This is a genomic window from Wolbachia endosymbiont (group A) of Colletes cunicularius (genome assembly GCF_964264715.1).
Lineage (GTDB): Bacteria > Pseudomonadota > Alphaproteobacteria > Rickettsiales > Anaplasmataceae > Wolbachia.
Window position 1 is genome coordinate 148,563 of sequence record NZ_OZ183471.1, and the last position, 15,784, is coordinate 164,346.

The 15,784-nt window shown below is 34.8% G+C and carries 19 protein-coding genes and 2 pseudogenes; 10 read left to right on the forward strand and 11 right to left on the reverse strand.

Annotated features, from left to right (window positions below):
- Positions 1-102: 102 nt before the first annotated feature.
- The 5 genes from ACFELZ_RS00840 to ACFELZ_RS00860 form a co-directional block, all read right to left on the reverse strand.
- Complete coding sequence (locus tag ACFELZ_RS00840; protein WP_375316732.1) at positions 103-2,628, reverse strand: hypothetical protein; 2,526 nt, start codon at positions 2,626-2,628, stop codon at positions 103-105.
- 127 nt (positions 2,629-2,755) lie between these two features.
- On the reverse strand, positions 2,756-3,616 hold the full coding sequence (locus tag ACFELZ_RS00845; protein WP_375315786.1) for an IS982 family transposase: 861 nt from the start codon (positions 3,614-3,616) through the stop codon (positions 2,756-2,758).
- Positions 3,617-3,764: 148 nt separating this feature from the next.
- The gene (locus ACFELZ_RS00850) at positions 3,765-4,223 is read right to left on the reverse strand and encodes a transposase (protein WP_375316627.1); all 459 of its coding nucleotides are present in this window, start codon (positions 4,221-4,223) and stop codon (positions 3,765-3,767) included.
- Complete coding sequence (locus ACFELZ_RS00855; RefSeq protein ID WP_375315781.1) at positions 4,166-4,330, reverse strand: hypothetical protein; 165 nt, start codon at positions 4,328-4,330, stop codon at positions 4,166-4,168. The genes ACFELZ_RS00850 and ACFELZ_RS00855 overlap by 58 nt, the downstream gene beginning before the upstream one ends.
- Positions 4,331-4,333: 3 nt before the next feature.
- Complete coding sequence (locus ACFELZ_RS00860) at positions 4,334-4,531, reverse strand: transposase (RefSeq protein ID WP_375315805.1); 198 nt, start codon at positions 4,529-4,531, stop codon at positions 4,334-4,336.
- Between the two features lie 80 nt (positions 4,532-4,611).
- Between ACFELZ_RS00860 and ACFELZ_RS00865 the strand changes: the two genes are divergently transcribed.
- From ACFELZ_RS00865 to ACFELZ_RS00875, 3 genes and pseudogenes are all read left to right on the forward strand, one after another.
- Positions 4,612-4,926, forward strand: a complete 315-nt coding sequence (locus ACFELZ_RS00865; RefSeq protein WP_375316012.1) for an IS630 transposase-related protein — start codon at positions 4,612-4,614, stop codon at positions 4,924-4,926.
- A 19-nt stretch (positions 4,927-4,945) separates the two neighbouring features.
- Positions 4,946-5,455 (forward strand): IS630 family transposase, encoded by a 510-nt coding sequence (locus ACFELZ_RS00870; RefSeq protein WP_375316670.1) that lies wholly within the window; start codon positions 4,946-4,948, stop codon positions 5,453-5,455.
- Positions 5,456-5,457: 2 nt separating this feature from the next.
- A pseudogene (locus ACFELZ_RS00875) lies at positions 5,458-5,838 on the forward strand (Rpn family recombination-promoting nuclease/putative transposase); the annotation flags it as partial.
- A 4-nt stretch (positions 5,839-5,842) separates the two neighbouring features.
- Here ACFELZ_RS00875 and ACFELZ_RS00880 read toward each other — a convergent pair.
- The 3 genes and pseudogenes from ACFELZ_RS00880 to ACFELZ_RS00890 all read right to left on the reverse strand — a co-directional run.
- A complete protein-coding gene (locus ACFELZ_RS00880; protein WP_375316290.1) occupies positions 5,843-6,592 on the reverse strand; it encodes an alpha/beta hydrolase in 750 nt (249 codons plus the stop codon).
- 1 nt (position 6,593) lies between these two features.
- On the reverse strand, positions 6,594-7,121 hold the full coding sequence (locus tag ACFELZ_RS00885; RefSeq protein WP_375316291.1) for a c-type cytochrome: 528 nt from the start codon (positions 7,119-7,121) through the stop codon (positions 6,594-6,596).
- A gap of 592 nt (positions 7,122-7,713) precedes the next feature.
- A pseudogene (locus tag ACFELZ_RS00890) lies at positions 7,714-8,340 on the reverse strand (IS4 family transposase); the annotation flags it as partial.
- 67 nt (positions 8,341-8,407) lie between these two features.
- Between ACFELZ_RS00890 and ACFELZ_RS00895 the strand changes: the two are divergent.
- The 7 genes from ACFELZ_RS00895 (at position 8,408) to ACFELZ_RS00925 (ending at position 13,748) form a co-directional block, all read left to right on the forward strand.
- Positions 8,408-8,770, forward strand: coding sequence for a helix-turn-helix domain-containing protein (locus ACFELZ_RS00895; protein ID WP_375315796.1), 363 nt, complete (start codon positions 8,408-8,410; stop codon positions 8,768-8,770).
- A 19-nt stretch (positions 8,771-8,789) separates the two neighbouring features.
- The gene (locus ACFELZ_RS00900) at positions 8,790-9,305 is read left to right on the forward strand and encodes an IS630 family transposase (protein ID WP_375316634.1); all 516 of its coding nucleotides are present in this window, start codon (positions 8,790-8,792) and stop codon (positions 9,303-9,305) included.
- Positions 9,262-9,408, forward strand: coding sequence for a transposase (locus ACFELZ_RS00905; protein ID WP_375316292.1), 147 nt, complete (start codon positions 9,262-9,264; stop codon positions 9,406-9,408). Before ACFELZ_RS00900 ends, ACFELZ_RS00905 begins: the two co-directional genes overlap by 44 nt.
- A 3-nt stretch (positions 9,409-9,411) precedes the next feature.
- The gene (locus ACFELZ_RS00910; RefSeq protein WP_375315781.1) at positions 9,412-9,576 is read left to right on the forward strand and encodes a hypothetical protein; all 165 of its coding nucleotides are present in this window, start codon (positions 9,412-9,414) and stop codon (positions 9,574-9,576) included.
- 17 nt (positions 9,577-9,593) lie between these two features.
- On the forward strand, positions 9,594-9,977 hold the full coding sequence (locus tag ACFELZ_RS00915; protein ID WP_375316621.1) for a transposase: 384 nt from the start codon (positions 9,594-9,596) through the stop codon (positions 9,975-9,977).
- 100 nt (positions 9,978-10,077) lie between these two features.
- Positions 10,078-12,603, forward strand: coding sequence for a DNA polymerase I (gene polA, locus ACFELZ_RS00920; protein ID WP_375316293.1), 2,526 nt, complete (start codon positions 10,078-10,080; stop codon positions 12,601-12,603).
- A gap of 98 nt (positions 12,604-12,701) precedes the next feature.
- Positions 12,702-13,748, forward strand: a complete 1,047-nt coding sequence (locus tag ACFELZ_RS00925) for a hypothetical protein (RefSeq protein ID WP_375316294.1) — start codon at positions 12,702-12,704, stop codon at positions 13,746-13,748.
- A 35-nt stretch (positions 13,749-13,783) separates the two neighbouring features.
- On the opposite strand, the gene ACFELZ_RS00930 is transcribed toward ACFELZ_RS00925, so the two are convergent.
- The 3 genes from ACFELZ_RS00930 to ACFELZ_RS00940 all read right to left on the reverse strand — a co-directional run bounded on the left by ACFELZ_RS00930 (position 13,784) and on the right by ACFELZ_RS00940 (position 15,674).
- Positions 13,784-14,563 (reverse strand): exodeoxyribonuclease III, encoded by a 780-nt coding sequence (locus ACFELZ_RS00930; RefSeq protein WP_375316295.1) that lies wholly within the window; start codon positions 14,561-14,563, stop codon positions 13,784-13,786.
- Positions 14,563-15,270, reverse strand: a complete 708-nt coding sequence (locus tag ACFELZ_RS00935; RefSeq protein ID WP_375316733.1) for a uroporphyrinogen-III synthase — start codon at positions 15,268-15,270, stop codon at positions 14,563-14,565. The genes ACFELZ_RS00930 and ACFELZ_RS00935 overlap by 1 nt, the downstream gene beginning before the upstream one ends.
- 152 nt (positions 15,271-15,422) lie before the next feature.
- Positions 15,423-15,674, reverse strand: a complete 252-nt coding sequence (locus ACFELZ_RS00940) for a hypothetical protein (protein ID WP_375316296.1) — start codon at positions 15,672-15,674, stop codon at positions 15,423-15,425.
- Positions 15,675-15,784 lie beyond the last annotated feature (110 nt).

Sequence of the window (15,784 nt, forward strand, 5' to 3'; positions counted from 1 at the left end):
AAATATATCCGAGAGAACTTATATCTTCTTATCCTATCTTCTTCATACCTTTATTTTCTTAACTTGACGCGTATGCTTTTTTGAACATTCCCTAACCTCAATTTACATTAAAATACTTTTATTAGTACCTTTTTCTTGTGACTCAGCAATACGTTTAGCCCAATCCAGTGGCCTTTTATTTCTGTTACCTAATGCAATTCTATTGCGATCATAACTATCAGTGTGTTCCGTTAAAGTATCTTTTCTTTCTTCTTCTATTACTCCAATTTTCAGTTGTGCTTCATCTTTCTCTAGTAATTTATATAGATTACTATTTTTATCTACAATTGAATTAGTGTCATTGTTTTCTTGTTCTGCCACTGTTTTTATGTCTGTTGAACTGTCTTTTAACAATCCGGCTGCTAATAAATGTTCTTTGGTTTGTTCGCTCATTTCTTTCTGATCCACCGGTTTTAGTGGGAACTTCTGAGTTTCTTTATCCAACTTACTGGTAAATTCCGTAAGTAGAGTGTCATCTCTTTGTTCAACATTCATTAGGCTCGCTTTTAACTGTCCAGAATTTACTCGAGATTGTTCATGATTAGCATGAGTTGGAGATGAATAGCCTGAATCGTTTGTTTTTATGTCTGTTGAGCTGTCTTTTAGCAACCCGACTTCTCTCAAGCGTTTTTTAGTTTCTTCGCTAATCTGACTCTGATCAGCCGGTTTTAACCCGAGATTTTCTTGACCTAATGTATTTTTAAGTTCTTCAAATGGAGTTAGATTAATATGTTCTTCTAATTTCCTTCCTACCTGTTTTAAATCTGTTTGAGATTTACTATCACCATTAGTTGGAGATATATAGCCTGAATCACTTATACTATTTGGTGTTGAAGCAGAGACACTAACAGTTGGACCTTCTACTGTTTTTACATCTGCTAAATCGTCTTTTTGCAACCCATCTTCTTTATCTTGTGACAGTTTATCAGTAGGATCAACTTGCCTTAATCCTCTATTATCTTGCTGTGATCTATCTCTGATTTCTTTAAGAAGATTTTCAGGTGGAGTTTGGTCACTTTGTTCAATGTTCTCTAAGCTCCTCTTTGGCTGCTCAGGATCTACTTGAGGTTGAGCATGAATTTGAGGTGAATAGCCCGAGTCACTTTTGCTATTGGGTTTTGGAACAGAAAGTGACTGTTTACTTTCTTCCCACTCAGCATCACTAGCACCACGGTTATCACTGTCATGTTCATGTATATTTGAATAAGGCAAGTAAGGAACTTTGTCCTTTAATGTTTCTAATATAGAAGACGTTGATTCATTTTTCCTGCCTCCTTCCATTGATGCTCCGCTACCATCAACGACACCAGTGCGCCGTAAGCTGTTTCTCTTGAAATTTCTGATGTCTTGTAATAGATCGCCTTTGCTATTTCCTTCTTGTTGCTGGGTTTTAGGTTGTTGCTGATTATTAGGTGTTTGCTCACTTCTATCTGGTTTTTGGCTTCCAGGTACAGCATGTCCAAATGTAGGATTGTCATGCCGTTCATCTTTTTGCCTATTATCTTGATTGTGGCTTACAGACTTGGTGAAAGTAGAACTGTTCGAAGGATCAGAAGTTGCACCTTTTTGCTGATTATTAGGTGTTGGATTATTCTGTTTATCTCTTTGCCCACCATCTTGGCTCACAGGCTTGGCAGAGGCATTCCTCCCTTGCTCATTGACAACATTTTCTTTAGGTGGAAGTGAACTAGTTCTAAGTGGTGGCAGCGGAGGGGTCTGAGACCCAATTTCTCGATTCATATGAGTAGCTTGGTGTTTTTGAACAGGTTTTTTGACCTCTTGCTCAATATCTCTACTGTTACTTTTTATTGCGATTTCAGATGATTTGTTAAGGACTTGATTGTCTTTTCCGTCATGTTGCACCTCATTCACTTTTCCTTTTTCCCTGAATTTTATTTCATGCAAGAATAAACCACCTATTTTTACGTCTTTGTTTACTTCTAATTGCTTCTTTAATTGCTCCGTAACACCGTTAGGTTCAATAAGGTCTACACCATCTTTATCAATATTGATTTTGATAGTACACTTTCCCCCATTCACATACCAATTTAGCGTCATTTCATATGAACCATCGGTTACAACATAATGTCTTATTTTTTTCCCTCCTTCCTCGGCAACAAAACCATGCATTCCGCTCTTTCCATCACTATGCAACGTTGAAAATCCCGAGATTCCATTCTTCTGACAAAAATCACTGTTTAAAAATTCGCTGATTTTGAACTCTTTCTTGTTATCCTCCAGTGTAATACTGGCATGATTACCGTATATTGAAACTTTTTTATCTTTAACATCATCATTAATGTTATTAGCATTAGTAATATATTTATTCAACTCTTCTTTAGCTTTATCTTCAAGCTCTTGTCTAGCTGTCTTGTTGCATTTCTGAAGAATAACTCCACATGCTTTATTTTTGTTTTCATCTTCGTCCCAATTCCAGTCGGCGTGTTCTGTTAAAAACTTTACTGTGTTAAAATCAACTCTAACATTATAAATTAGGTCGTCTTCCTTTTTTATTTCATCAAATAAAGGAAAAAATTCTTGAACGCGCTCATTATAAATGTGTTTTTGTTGTATATTGTTAGTGTTCATATACCCCTCACTAATAACCCTCTGCCTTTTAGCCTTAGCTAATATAATTATCACGAGAATTGGTTGAATTTTTATTAAGGAAGGTTGTGTTGTTACTCAGATGGCAACTTTTAACGCGAATTCTGGATTAAGGAAGGAAGAAAGTATAGGAAATAGAAGGCTTTGTGGATTTGATGGAATAGGAAATGAGAGTAGAAAAGATATGAACCAAAAAATTAACAGGGGATCTATGGCGAGTGTGTTCAATTTCTAGTCTATTTTTTAGGTAACCAAAAACAGTCTCAATGATAGACCTTTTTCTCAGTAAAATCTTCTCATTTAACGAAATCAATGTATTTTTCATACCTTTTTTCACCTTGGTAACAAGTTTCAAACCTCGGTCAAACAGCTTCTGAAAAAGCTCTTTTGCAATATAACCTTTGTCACCAAACAAAAGACCGATTAATTTTTCCGTCAGATTTGGCACAGGTATCCTATCATCAACATTGCCTTTTGTTAGCGTAAGTGCATGAATTTCAACATTTTCATTGATTACCATATGTAATTTGAAACCAAAAAACCAGCCGTAAGTGCTCTTGCTTAATTTTGCAATTCCAGCAAAAACTTTGTTTTTGGATATTCTTTTTGCATGACAAACTGCAATGGGAGTTGTGTCTATATATGAAATTCCAGTGTTTTCTGACTGTCCACAAAGCCAATGCAACAACATTGCTAAATGCCACAAAACCCTAGGCTTTAGAGCAACAAACCTGGTATATGAAGGTAACTTTGGAAACTCTGATTTGTAGAGCAACGTTAGGTAATGTAGATAGAAAGTTTTACACGGAGATTGTTGATATAGCAGGATTATTGTCATGATTTCGGAGTGCTCAATTTCCGTTGTTCTTGTGGGGTTTTTACCATTTGGCAGTAGTTTATCTGCAAAATTTTTCTCTATATCTCTGCAAAAATCATCGACCAAACAAAACAGTTTTGTTATATCTTCCATGGGTAACCTCATCTATTTTTTTATCACTGCTGAGTTTACCCTGTTTTCTTGCCTCTTCTATTCTCCTTTAATCCAGAATTCACGTTATAGGCAGCAAGACAAGTAGTATAGACAGTGAACTTGAAGATCTTAGAGCCTGTCTTCAAACTCAAGAATGAGCTAATTTGTGAAGCATAATAGTGATCATATTAAAGAAGATGTTATTTTTTGAAGTGAGAGGAGAATGCTCATAATCCTTACTCATACGTCTAAAATTGGAGAGCCAAGCAAAGGTTCTCTCAACAATCCAACGTTTGGGAATAACCTGAAATCCTGTATCAACTATTTTCTTGGTAATCGTCAATAAACATCCAGTTTCCAATAAGCAGAGGTTTTGCAATTTACCTGTGTATCCTTGATCAGCAAAAAACTTATGTAATGTTGGAGCTTTGCATTTGGCTTGAACAAAAAGATTTAGTGCACCATCAAGATCCTGAATGCTTGCACTTTGTACTTCAGCAGCAATTACAAGACCTACAGTATCTACAACGATGTGGCGCTTTCTACCCTTTACTTTCTTGCCAGCATCATATCCTCTGGATCCCCTTTTTGAGTAGTTTTTACTGATTGGCTATCTATTATTCCCACTGATGGAGTTTCATTCTTACCAATTATCTCTCTTACTTTTTTAACTAGAAAATCATGAATCTCTTGCCATATTCCACTTTTTTTCAATCGCTAATTACAACTATACACTGTTTTCCATGGTGGAAAATCTTTAGGCAGTTGTCTCCATTGACATCCTGTTCTCATCATATAGCGGATTGCGTTAATAATTGTTCTAATACTATGTTTTCTTGGTCTGCCGGTCTTTTTAGGTTCAAAATATAGCTCTATTATCTTCCATTCTTTGTCACTTATATCGCTTGGGTACATTTAAAATATATCTTATAACACACTTCTTAACTCCTTTCTACTTAGTTTGAAGACAGGCTCTGAGGGAACGAGTTTTAAAAGTGGTTGACGAGAAAAAAATGACTATGGAAGAAGTAAGCAAGATGTTCAAAATTGATAGAAAAACTATATACTGGTGGAGGAAAAGAAGAGAAGAAACAGGAAGTATAAAACCGTCTTCAGGCTACCAAAAGGGACATAGTCATAAAATTAAATACTTAGATGGCTTTGTCAAATTTCTGGATGAAAACCGAGATATTACGGTTGAAAAAATAATTGAAAAATTTGGCAACATGTGCAAAGGCACAGTCTACAATTATCTTAAAAAAGTAAACTATACATATAAAAAAAACTTTTCTTTATCAGGAAAGGAATGAAGAGAAACGCAAGGAGTTCATAAAAAAAATAGAAGGAATAGAAAAAGAAAACTTGATATTCATAGATGACTCTGGAGTAGAAGACAACAGATTTTATGAATATGGGTGGTCTCAAAAAGGCAAGAGGTTATTTGCCGATAAACCAGGGTTTAAAAGAAAGAGGGTAAGCATAATAGGAGCACTAAATGAGGGAAAAGTTAAAGCTTCCTGGGTAATTGAGGGCTACTGCAACAGCGAGATTTTTGATGCTTATGTAGAAAATATACTTGTTCCTATATTAAAACCTGGACAGACTATTGTTCTCGATAATGCAAGCTTTCATAAATCTGCAAGAACGAAAAATTTGATAGAAAATGTTGGGTGTAAAATTTTGTTCTCGCCGCCATACTCACCGGATTTAAATCCGATTGAGAAGTTCTGGTTTGCCATTAAGCATGCCATAAGAAAAGTGCTGCCAAGCTTTTGGCCCAATATTAATTCGGCTATTGATTTTGTCTTTCAGCTCTCGGGGAAATCTTACTTCGGTTAGCTATAGAAAGCACAATAGAAAGGTGGTGTTTCTTTTTTAAATACGCAGAAGAAACAACAGAAGAGGACTTAAAAGAGATAGCAGAAAAAGCGCCAATAATAAAGCTAGCATATGATGAATTAGACAAGTTTCGTTGGAACGAAAAAGATTTAGTAGCTTACGAAGAAAGAATAATGGATCTACGGAAAGAAGAAGCCATTCTTGAATACAGACTTGATCTTGCTGAAGAGAAAGGTATACAAAAAGGTATAGAGAAAGGAAAAATTGAAGGGAAAATTGAAGTCGCAAAAGCAATGCTGGCTAATAATGTTGATGTCAACACTATTGTCAAGTTTACTGGCCTTTCTATTAGTGAGATTGAAGAATTAAGTGGAAATCTGTGAACGGTTACCTATATGTTTTTGCTGGCAAAAATTCTCTAATGGTCTTAAATAAAACTTTCAGTGAGTGATTGTCAGACATGTTGTGCTCTGCTGATTTCATCAAGTATACTTCAACATCGGTTGACTTAATTTTTTCAGCTAAATTCAATGAAGTTTGATAAGGAACATCTTTATCATTAATGCTATGCAATAAGCGTACAGGACAGTTTATATCTATTGCTTCTCTGTTTAAAAGAAGGTTCTTTCTGCCATCTTCGATCAAATTTTTAGTTATTTTGTATGTACAATGCTCTGAAGTAAAATCTATTACACCTTTAGAACCTAGTTCTTCTTTTTGCTTGTCTGATAATTGCTTGAATATCAAATCTTCAGTAAAATCAGGAGCAGACGATATGCCGATTAATGCTGCAATTTTTTCTGGAAATTGAAGGGCAATGAGCAGCATCAGCCATCCTCCCATACTTGAACCTATAATTATTTGTTTATCGCTAGTTAATTCACTTATCACTTTAGCACAATTTTCTTGCCAATCACTTATCGTGTAATCAATAAAATCACCACTTGAATGACCGTGACCAAAATAATCAAATAGCACAAGTGCTATATCGTTTTCTTGGCAAAATTTGTAAATAGCAGTTGCTTTAGTTCCATCCATATTAGATGCAAATCCACCGAAAAAAACTACAGAAGCTTTCTTTCCTTGTAGCTTTCGATATGCTATGTGACCATTATTTCCATCATTACAATAATCCATACTACTTTGGCAAAGCAACCGGGTTATCACTCAATTGACGCAAATAACTAACTAGATCTGCAATTTCTTGTGGATTGGAAATACCTGCAAATGCCATACGCGTACCTTTTATATAGGCTTTTGGGTTCTTTAAGAAAGCAAATAGCTCCTCATACCCCCATTTTCCACCTCTTTCAAGCACTGCTTTTGAGTAATTGAATGAGTTACCAAGATGAGCCTTTTTGTTTCCAACTACGTTCCATAAGTTTGGTCCTACTTTATTCATTCCACCTTTCTCAAAACTATGGCAGGCTATACATTTCTTCGCTGCTGACTTGCCTTTTTCAAAGCTAGCATTCTGCATGAGCGCTCCAATATCGAGCGCCACTTGCTCGATTTTTTGCTGGGACTCATTGTTACCAGTAGCTACTATCGTTTGGTGTTTAATCTTATATTCCTCTGGACTATACAGCATATCAACTACGTTGCTGACTATCATAATGATTAGTCCAGAAAGTAAAATCGATGCTGCAATCTTATTAAGCTCCATAGTTAATTTTTATCAATTAATGTTGCTTAAATTATGCAAATATTTTCGCAAATAGCAACCAATTACCTTGAAGCTCGCTAAAGATGAGAGTCTCTAGCTACAAATATTAAGAAATTTACCAAATAAAAAAAAGGCAAAAGAAGCCCCGTGGTTATTATCCGCTTTAAAATATTGGCGTTTTTTATGTTTAAAACGCTTGACAAGCGAGATTAAGCTGCTTTTAATTGCAACTAACCTACGCTGCAAATGTTTAAGAAATTGTGTGCCGTAGAAGCATAAAGGATGCTCAGACAAAGAGCAAACTAAGTGCAAAAGCTACATAATAGATGAGGGTGGGCCCCTCAAAGCCGGTTTACAAGAGCAGGCTTTAAACAACCGTAAGCTGCTTTGATAAAGAGTCAAGGTAGTGAGAGTTACGGAAAAGGCACAATTATGTGTCATGTGTTAAATAGAGAGACGAACGCAAGTGAACCACTGATGAAGTGTCGAAACATCAAAGGTGACGTCAAAACCAGGGGGTAATTTCTAACTTGGGATAAACCTATCGGAAACTTGTTTACTGGGTAGGTGGCGTCCGGCATAAAGCTTACTATTACCCACAAGTATAGAATGAATGAGCAAGTCTCCATCCTTCTGCTAAATCAAAGAGACGTTTCCATCCCTTCCACAAAGCTATAGGGCCTGGTTCTAAGTCATTTTTGCGAGCTAAAAACCCTCCTAACTTGGCCACCCACCTCACAATTTCTCTTATAGGTGGTGGAGTCTCAGGATAGTTTTTTGTCTTAAGCATTTTGGTATATAAAACCTTCCATTCGTCATCAGTCAGTATGACAGTGCAAGAAAGATTCGGATTTGTTCTAGCTACCAATGTGATAAAAAATATTCTCCATGCAATTATACTCATAATTGTAAGAAAGCGGATCAATCTATCTGCTGTTTGGAGCCTACATTCTTCAACTTTAAGACCGGATTTCAAAATTTTATGAAAAACCTCTATTCTCCATCTTAAGCAATACCATTGTATTTTTTCTACTGCTTCTTCAAAATTATTAATATTTATATTTGTTAACAAAATCCAGTTCATGGGCTCTTCGCCAAATGGGGGATATTTTTCTATAACATAGACAGCATTTAAATTTAAATTAGGAAGTTTTTGCGTTTTACGTCTAGCGTTGTTTTTTGATGCATTCATCACAAAGTTACTAAACTTTACTTCTATAGCTAACCGAAATAAGGTTTCCTCAAAGGAGTGTAAAAAGGTATAATACTGCTTTAATTAAGGTAGAATGATGGCAAAGCCATATAGTGAGGACCTGAGGGAACGAGTTTTAAAAGTGGTTGACGAGAAAAAAATGACTATGGAAGAAGTAAGCAAGATGTTCAAAATTGATAGAAAAACTATATACTGGTGGAGGAAAAGAAGAGAAGAAACAGGAAGTATAAAACCGTCTTCAGGCTACCAAAAGGGACATAGTCATAAAATTAAATACTTAGATGGCTTTGTCAAATTTCTGGATGAAAACCGAGATATTACGGTTGAAAAAATAATTGAAAAATTTGGCAACATGTGCAAAGGCACAGTCTACAATTATCTTAAAAAAGTAAACTATACATATAAAAAAAACTTTTCTTTATCAGGAAAGGAATGAAGAGAAACGCAAGGAGTTCATAAAAAAAATAGAAGGAATAGAAAAAGAAAACTTGATATTCATAGATGACTCTGGAGTAGAAGACAACAGATTTTATGAATATGGGTGGTCTCAAAAAGGCAAGAGGTTATTTGCCGATAAACCAGGGTTTAAAAGAAAGAGGGTAAGCATAATAGGAGCACTAAATGAGGGAAAAGTTAAAGCTTCCTGGGTAATTGAGGGCTACTGCAACAGCGAGATTTTTGATGCTTATGTAGAAAATATACTTGTTCCTATATTAAAACCTGGACAGACTATTGTTCTCGATAATGCAAGCTTTCATAAATCTGCAAGAACGAAAAATTTGATAGAAAATGTTGGGTGTAAAATTTTGTTCTCGCCGCCATACTCACCGGATTTAAATCCGATTGAGAAGTTCTGGTTTGCCATTAAGCATGCCATAAGAAAAGTGCTGCCAAGCTTTTGGCCCAATATTAATTCGGCTATTGATTTTGTCTTTCAGCTCTCGGGGAAATCTTACTTCGGTTGGCTATAGAACAATTATTAACGCAATCCGCTATATGATGAGAACAGGATGTCAATGGAGACAACTGCCTAAAGATTTTCCACCATGGAAAACAGTGTATAGTTGTAATTAGCGATTGAAAAAAAGTGGAATATGGCAAGAGATTCATGATTTTCTAGTTAAAAAAGTAAGAGAGATAATTGGTAAGAATGAAACTCCATCAGTGGGAATAATAGATAGCCAATCAGTAAAAACTACTCAAAAAGGGGATCCAGAGGATATGATGCTGGCAAGAAAGTAAAGGGTAGAAAGCGCCACATCGTTGTAGATACTGTAGGTCTTGTAATTGCTGCTGAAGTACAAAGTGCAAGCATTCAGGATCTTGATGGTGCACTAAATCTTTTTGTTCAAGCCAAATGCAAAGCTCCAACATTACATAAGTTTTTTGCTGATCAAGGATACACAGGTAAATTGCAAAACCTCTGCTTATTGGAAACTGGATGTTTATTGACGATTACCAAGAAAATAGTTGATACAGGATTTCAGGTTATTCCCAAACGTTGGATTGTTGAGAGAACCTTTGCTTGGCTCTCCAATTTTAGACGTATGAGTAAGGATTATGAGCATTCTCCTCTCACTTCAAAAAACAACATCTTCTTTAATATGATCACTATTATGCTTCACAAATTAGCTCATTCTTGAGTTTGAAGACAGGCTCTTACAATGCTCAAAAGCAGAAAAACAAAAACTTGATTTTCGCAGCTAAATAGTGGACCATCAAAAGCACGCATAAATATCTACAATGAAAGAAAAAACTTTCACAATCATCGATGGCTATGGTTTTCTTTTCAGAGCTTACTATGTACTACCTCACTTAATTACCACAACAGGAATGCCAATAGGTGGTGTATATGGCTTTCTGAATATGGTTCTTAAGTACATTGCCCATTCGGACTACTTAACTATAGCACTTGATGCAGGGAAAAAGAATTTTAGGCACAATTTATATCCTGAGTACAAAGCAAACAGAGTAACACCTCCTGAGGATCTAACTCCACAGTTTACCATACTGAGGGAAGCGGTAGAAGCTTTTAACCTCAGCTATGAAGAAATTGAAGGTTATGAAGCAGATGACATAATCGCAACACTAGCTGCAAAATACGCCAATCACCAAGACTTTAAAGTGGTAGTCGTTTCATCAGATAAAGATTTATTTCAACTCTTGAACCACAATATTTTAATATTCGACCCCATTAAAAATATATACATAGATGAAAAACAAGTAATAGAAAAATTTGGTGTAAACTCACATAAGCTTCTTGATTTATTTTCTCTAACTGGTGATGCATCTGACAACATTCCAGGTGTTCCAGGAATAGGTCCGAAGACTGCAGCTAAATTACTAGATGAATTTGATTCATTGAATAATATTATAGAGAACATTGATAACATCGAGCAAATGAGGATTCGTAATATTCTTACCGAACATAAGGAAAAAGCATTAATTTCAAGAGAACTTTTATCACTATGCGAAAAAGTAGACCTTCAACATGATATTGCAAAATATGAAGTCCATTCTCCAAATATGGAGAAACTATTATCCTTTTTAAAGAAGTATGAATTCAATTCCTTAATAGGTAAAATGGAAAAGCTTTTTTCTTACAATGGATCTAGCACAGAAAAGAAAACAGAATATAGTAGTGAAGAGTTAGAGAAATTTTTGGAGCATTGTAGATATGAAGGCAAAATTGCAATTCATTGCCACTTTGAAAACAACTTATTAAATAAAATTTCCTTATCTTATAGCGAAAGTAATATTTTTTATATAGAGCAGGACAGCATACAAGATGCACTCGTTATAATTAACTCAACTTTACTCTCAAATGGCGTGCTTAAAATAATACATAACATTAAAGAGATGAGGAAAATCTTCCCTGCAGTGGAGAAGATGCTAGATTCAGTTGATGATTTGATGATAATGTCGTATAGCTTGGATACAGGAAAGCATGATCACAGTATTCCAAACATAATTGCACATAATTTGAGTGGAGATGTAGAAATTTTCTCGGCAAAAGCTTTAATAGCAATTCATGAAAAGCTAAAGCAAAGGTTATTTCAGGAAAAATTGTTCACAATTTACGAGCGCTTCGATAAGCCACTTATGAAAGTGATATTTAATATGGAGAAAAATGGAATATTGCTGAACATACAAAAATTACAGGAGCTGTCCGATAAATTTCAGCAGGTAATTGCTGTGCTTGAAGATGAGATATATAACTTAGCAGGGGAAAGATTTAATATTGCTTCGCCAAAGCAATTAAGTGATGTTTTATTTAATAAAATGGGGCTTAATAAAAAGAAAAAGTCAAAATCTGGATTGTATAGCACCAATTATGAAGTTCTAGAGGCACTCGAAGAAGAAGGGGTAGAAATCGCAAGTAAAATTCTAAATTGGCGACATTTAAGTAAATTAAAAGGCACCTACACTGATGCGCTAATAAAGCAAGTTGATCCCATTGATGGTAGGATACACACAAACTTTTCAACGACTGCAACTGCAACTGGAAGGCTGAGCTCCAGCAATCCTAATTTACAGAATATTCCTATCAGAAGCGAAGAGGGAAATCTTATCAGACAAGCGTTTATTGCACCAAAAGGATACAAGATAATTTCTGCCGACTATTCACAAATAGAGTTAAGACTCCTAGCACACGTTGCAAACGTTGCAGCATTTAAAGAAGCTTTTGCAAACGGACAAGATATTCACGATATCACCGCAAGGCAAGTTTTTGGAGTGCAAGAAATAGATGAGCAATTAAGGCGAAAAGCAAAGTCTATTAACTTTGGGATTATATATGGCATTAGCCCATTTGGTCTTGCAAAGCGGCTTGGAATTACCTTTCAAGAGGCTGCTGAATACATTAATTACTATTTTTCCTGTTACCCAGAAATAAAGGCCTATATGGAAAAAGCAGTGTCTATCGCAAGATTGCATGGTTATGTAGAAACTTTGTTTGGCAGGAGATGCTTCGTCAGAGACATACACAATACAATTCCTTATATGAGACAATTTGCAGAAAGGGCAGCAATAAATGCACCACTGCAAGGAACTGCTGCTGATATAATAAAACGTGCGACGGTTCAGCTTTTTGATCAGCTGAAGATAGGTAAAATAATCCTCCAAGTTCACGATGAACTACTGGTTGAGGTAGAGGATGAAAAGGTACAAGAAACGGCAGAACTTATGAAAGATATAATGGAAAATGCAATAGAAATTTCTATACCACTTGAAGTAGAAATAAAAATTGGCGACAACTGGGGTTCTTAATTATGATTTAAACATTGCGAATTCTAGGAGTATAAATCATTTGAACTAATACGAAAAATATGTTAGAATAGGACATAGCAAATGCAAATAGGTCAGCCATGACAGGCCCACAAGTAAAAAGTTCAAAACCTCCAAAGTCACCTACTCAGGTAACTAACAAAGATGAGAAAATTTTTGAAAAAGAGGAATATCAGGCAATCTATCGTGCTTTCCTAGATACTTTAGAAAATCCAGAAAAGCAAACGAAACAGGAAATAGAAAAGAAGAAACAGAAATTGAAAGAAGAACTTCCAGATCGAGAAAAACAAGAATTACAGAATGATCTGAAGTTATTAGATAAACGATTAGAGCGATTACAGAATGGAAATGAAAAGAAAATTTTTACTTTTATATCAAAAAATCATGAAGGTATATTCAATAATATTAATCAAGAAGATATAAAGTTACTAAGTGAAGAAAATTTTCTTCAGTTTTTACTTTCCGTATTTGAAAAAATTAGAGAAAAAAATTTAGCTAGTGAAGAGAATTTAAAGAATGACAAAATAAAGCAAGAAGTAGCTGAATGTGTAGCTGATATACGCGGTACAGAAGCTAAAGATTCATTCATAAAGCTTGCTGAGTGGCCGTTTGGAATAAAGATGGACCCAAAAAATATTTCCAGCTCTTTTATGAATGGGGTGAAAGAAAAAATACCATTCTTAGGTAAAGATAAAAAAGAAGAGGATGAACCACCGCTCAGTGATGAAGAGATGGTAACAACGTTCTTACGTAAGATTTTTCTTCCTATTTCTTTTTCCGTTGCTTCAATATTAATTTTTGGTCCTACTACACTCGCGATAGTTGCTGCTGTTATTGGTACAATATTCGCCATAAAAGGAGGAGTGGAGGTTCTTTTTTCAAATGACAAAAAAGGTACTTTATATAACCCTCATTCACGAGATGAAAAGGAAAGAAAAGAATGGGGTAATGAAATTAGCGGTGGTATCAATGAAATTTTAAAATCCAGAGTTAATGAAACTGGGCAGGGTAATCAACCTGCTGTAACAGCTGAGGAGCAACTTACTCAAAAGAGTAAGCAGTCTACTGTGCTTAAACAGGTTACTTTAGATCAGCAAGCTAAAAACACAGGGCAGCAACCTACTTAGGTTTGCCAAAAGTGAATTGTGTAAGAGGTCTACTATTATTCTATAATGCATACAACAGGAGTATGATCAGATGGATTTTCTAGCTTACGCAATCTATCATCTATGTAGCATGTTTCCAATTTATCTACAGCTTGTGGCGATAATAGCATATAATCTATTCGCATTCCTTGATTGTTTCTGAGTGAATTGCCTTGATAATGCCACCAAGTGAATTGTTGCAAATTGGGGTGGGGTATTCTAAACGTGTCTTTAAACCCAAGATTCAAGATTGCTCTTAACTTCTCACGTTCTTTTATATGAAAGCACACTTGGCCATTCAATAAATTTGAATCAAAAACATCAATTTCATCCAGTGCAACATTATAATCGCCAGCTATAATAGTTAACTCTTCATTCTTCAACAAAGTGCTCATTCTTTCATATAGGTTATCAAAAAACTTGAGTTTATATTCAAATGCCTGAGAGTCCAGGCTTTGGCCGTTTGGCACGTATACACTTCCTACCCTTACCTTATGATTGGTGTGTTTTATCACACATTCTATATAACGTGCTTCTTGATGACTCTCTACAACATCAATTTTTAATTTTTCCAGTATCGGATATTTAGATAAAACACAAACGCCATTTCTTGCAACTTGTCCATAGATAGCATATTCATATCCTAACTTTTCTATCTCTGCATAAGGAAATTGCTCTTCCGTACATTTTATCTCTTGCAGCAAAATTATATCTATCTGACTATCAACTATAAAACTACAAAGTTGGTTAACTCTTTTACGTATGGAGTTTACGTTCCAAGTTGCAATCTTTAGCATCAACAATCCTTATTAATTATATCAATTAAACTCTCCCCAGTAGGCAACCTCGATGTTATAATTTTTTTCCATTTGATTAACCTTAAACTATCAGCAATGTTTTTACTCATGGTATATGCAACTGTATTATTCATCACATGAGATAGCCCACTTTTTAGAACTAATGAACAAAATACCCTTGCTGTCTGTGAGGAAAAAAAAGCAACACTATCAATTTTACCATCCAACAGTAAATTTTTACACCTATTAGTTAGACTCCTTTTTATAATTGTTTTATAGAGTACAACTTCTCTTACATTAAAATCTTCTTCAGATAATCTCTTTTTTAGGTCACATGATACTTCTTGTCCCCTTATATACAAGAACTTTATTGCGTTTGAATAATGAGCTTTTATGAATGATATCAGACCATCAACGTTGCTGTCTGCTGAGATTATATCAGAAAATCCCAAATTTTTTGCAGCCTGCATGGTTGAATTACCAACCGTAATAATCGGAAAGTCATCCACTTTGCATATTTGACTAAAAGCCTTTACACTGTTTTTACTTGTAGATATTACAACGTCAAATTCGTGTGCAGATATATCAGGATTTAAGTACTTTATTGTGAATACTGGTTCTATAAAAACTTTGTATCCATACTTTCTCAATATATTTCTTGTATTGAACGAGTCCAATAAAGGCCTCGTTAATAAAATAGACTTCATTCTGATTTGCTCCACTATTGGTAAGATCATATCCTTTATAAATAAATTATTGAATAAAAATTTTTATTTTGATGGCTTGAGCAACTATTCAAGTAATTGATGTTAAAATAAGGATACTCAGTCCCCTATTTACCACTAAGCTTTAAATTCACTTATACTTTTTTAATGCTAATTACATTGAACTCTGTTGAATCATTCCATTTACCTGGAGTTATATTGAATACTAATTCTCTCTCATCTAAAGATAAAGTTCCATTATCTACCTTATAGTTATTTGTATAACACTGTTTGATTCTGCTATCTTCTATCCTCTCTTCTATTTGTAAAGATTTTGGATTAAGCATTATATCTTTATGTACGTTTCCATCGGAACGTATATATGTATATAAGTTTTTGAATACCAAATTCTCATATGCATCACGTTCTACTACATATGTACTAAGATCTGTAAGATCTCGATTATCCGTATTATATTCAGATATTACATAATAAGCATTATCCTCAAAAAATCTGG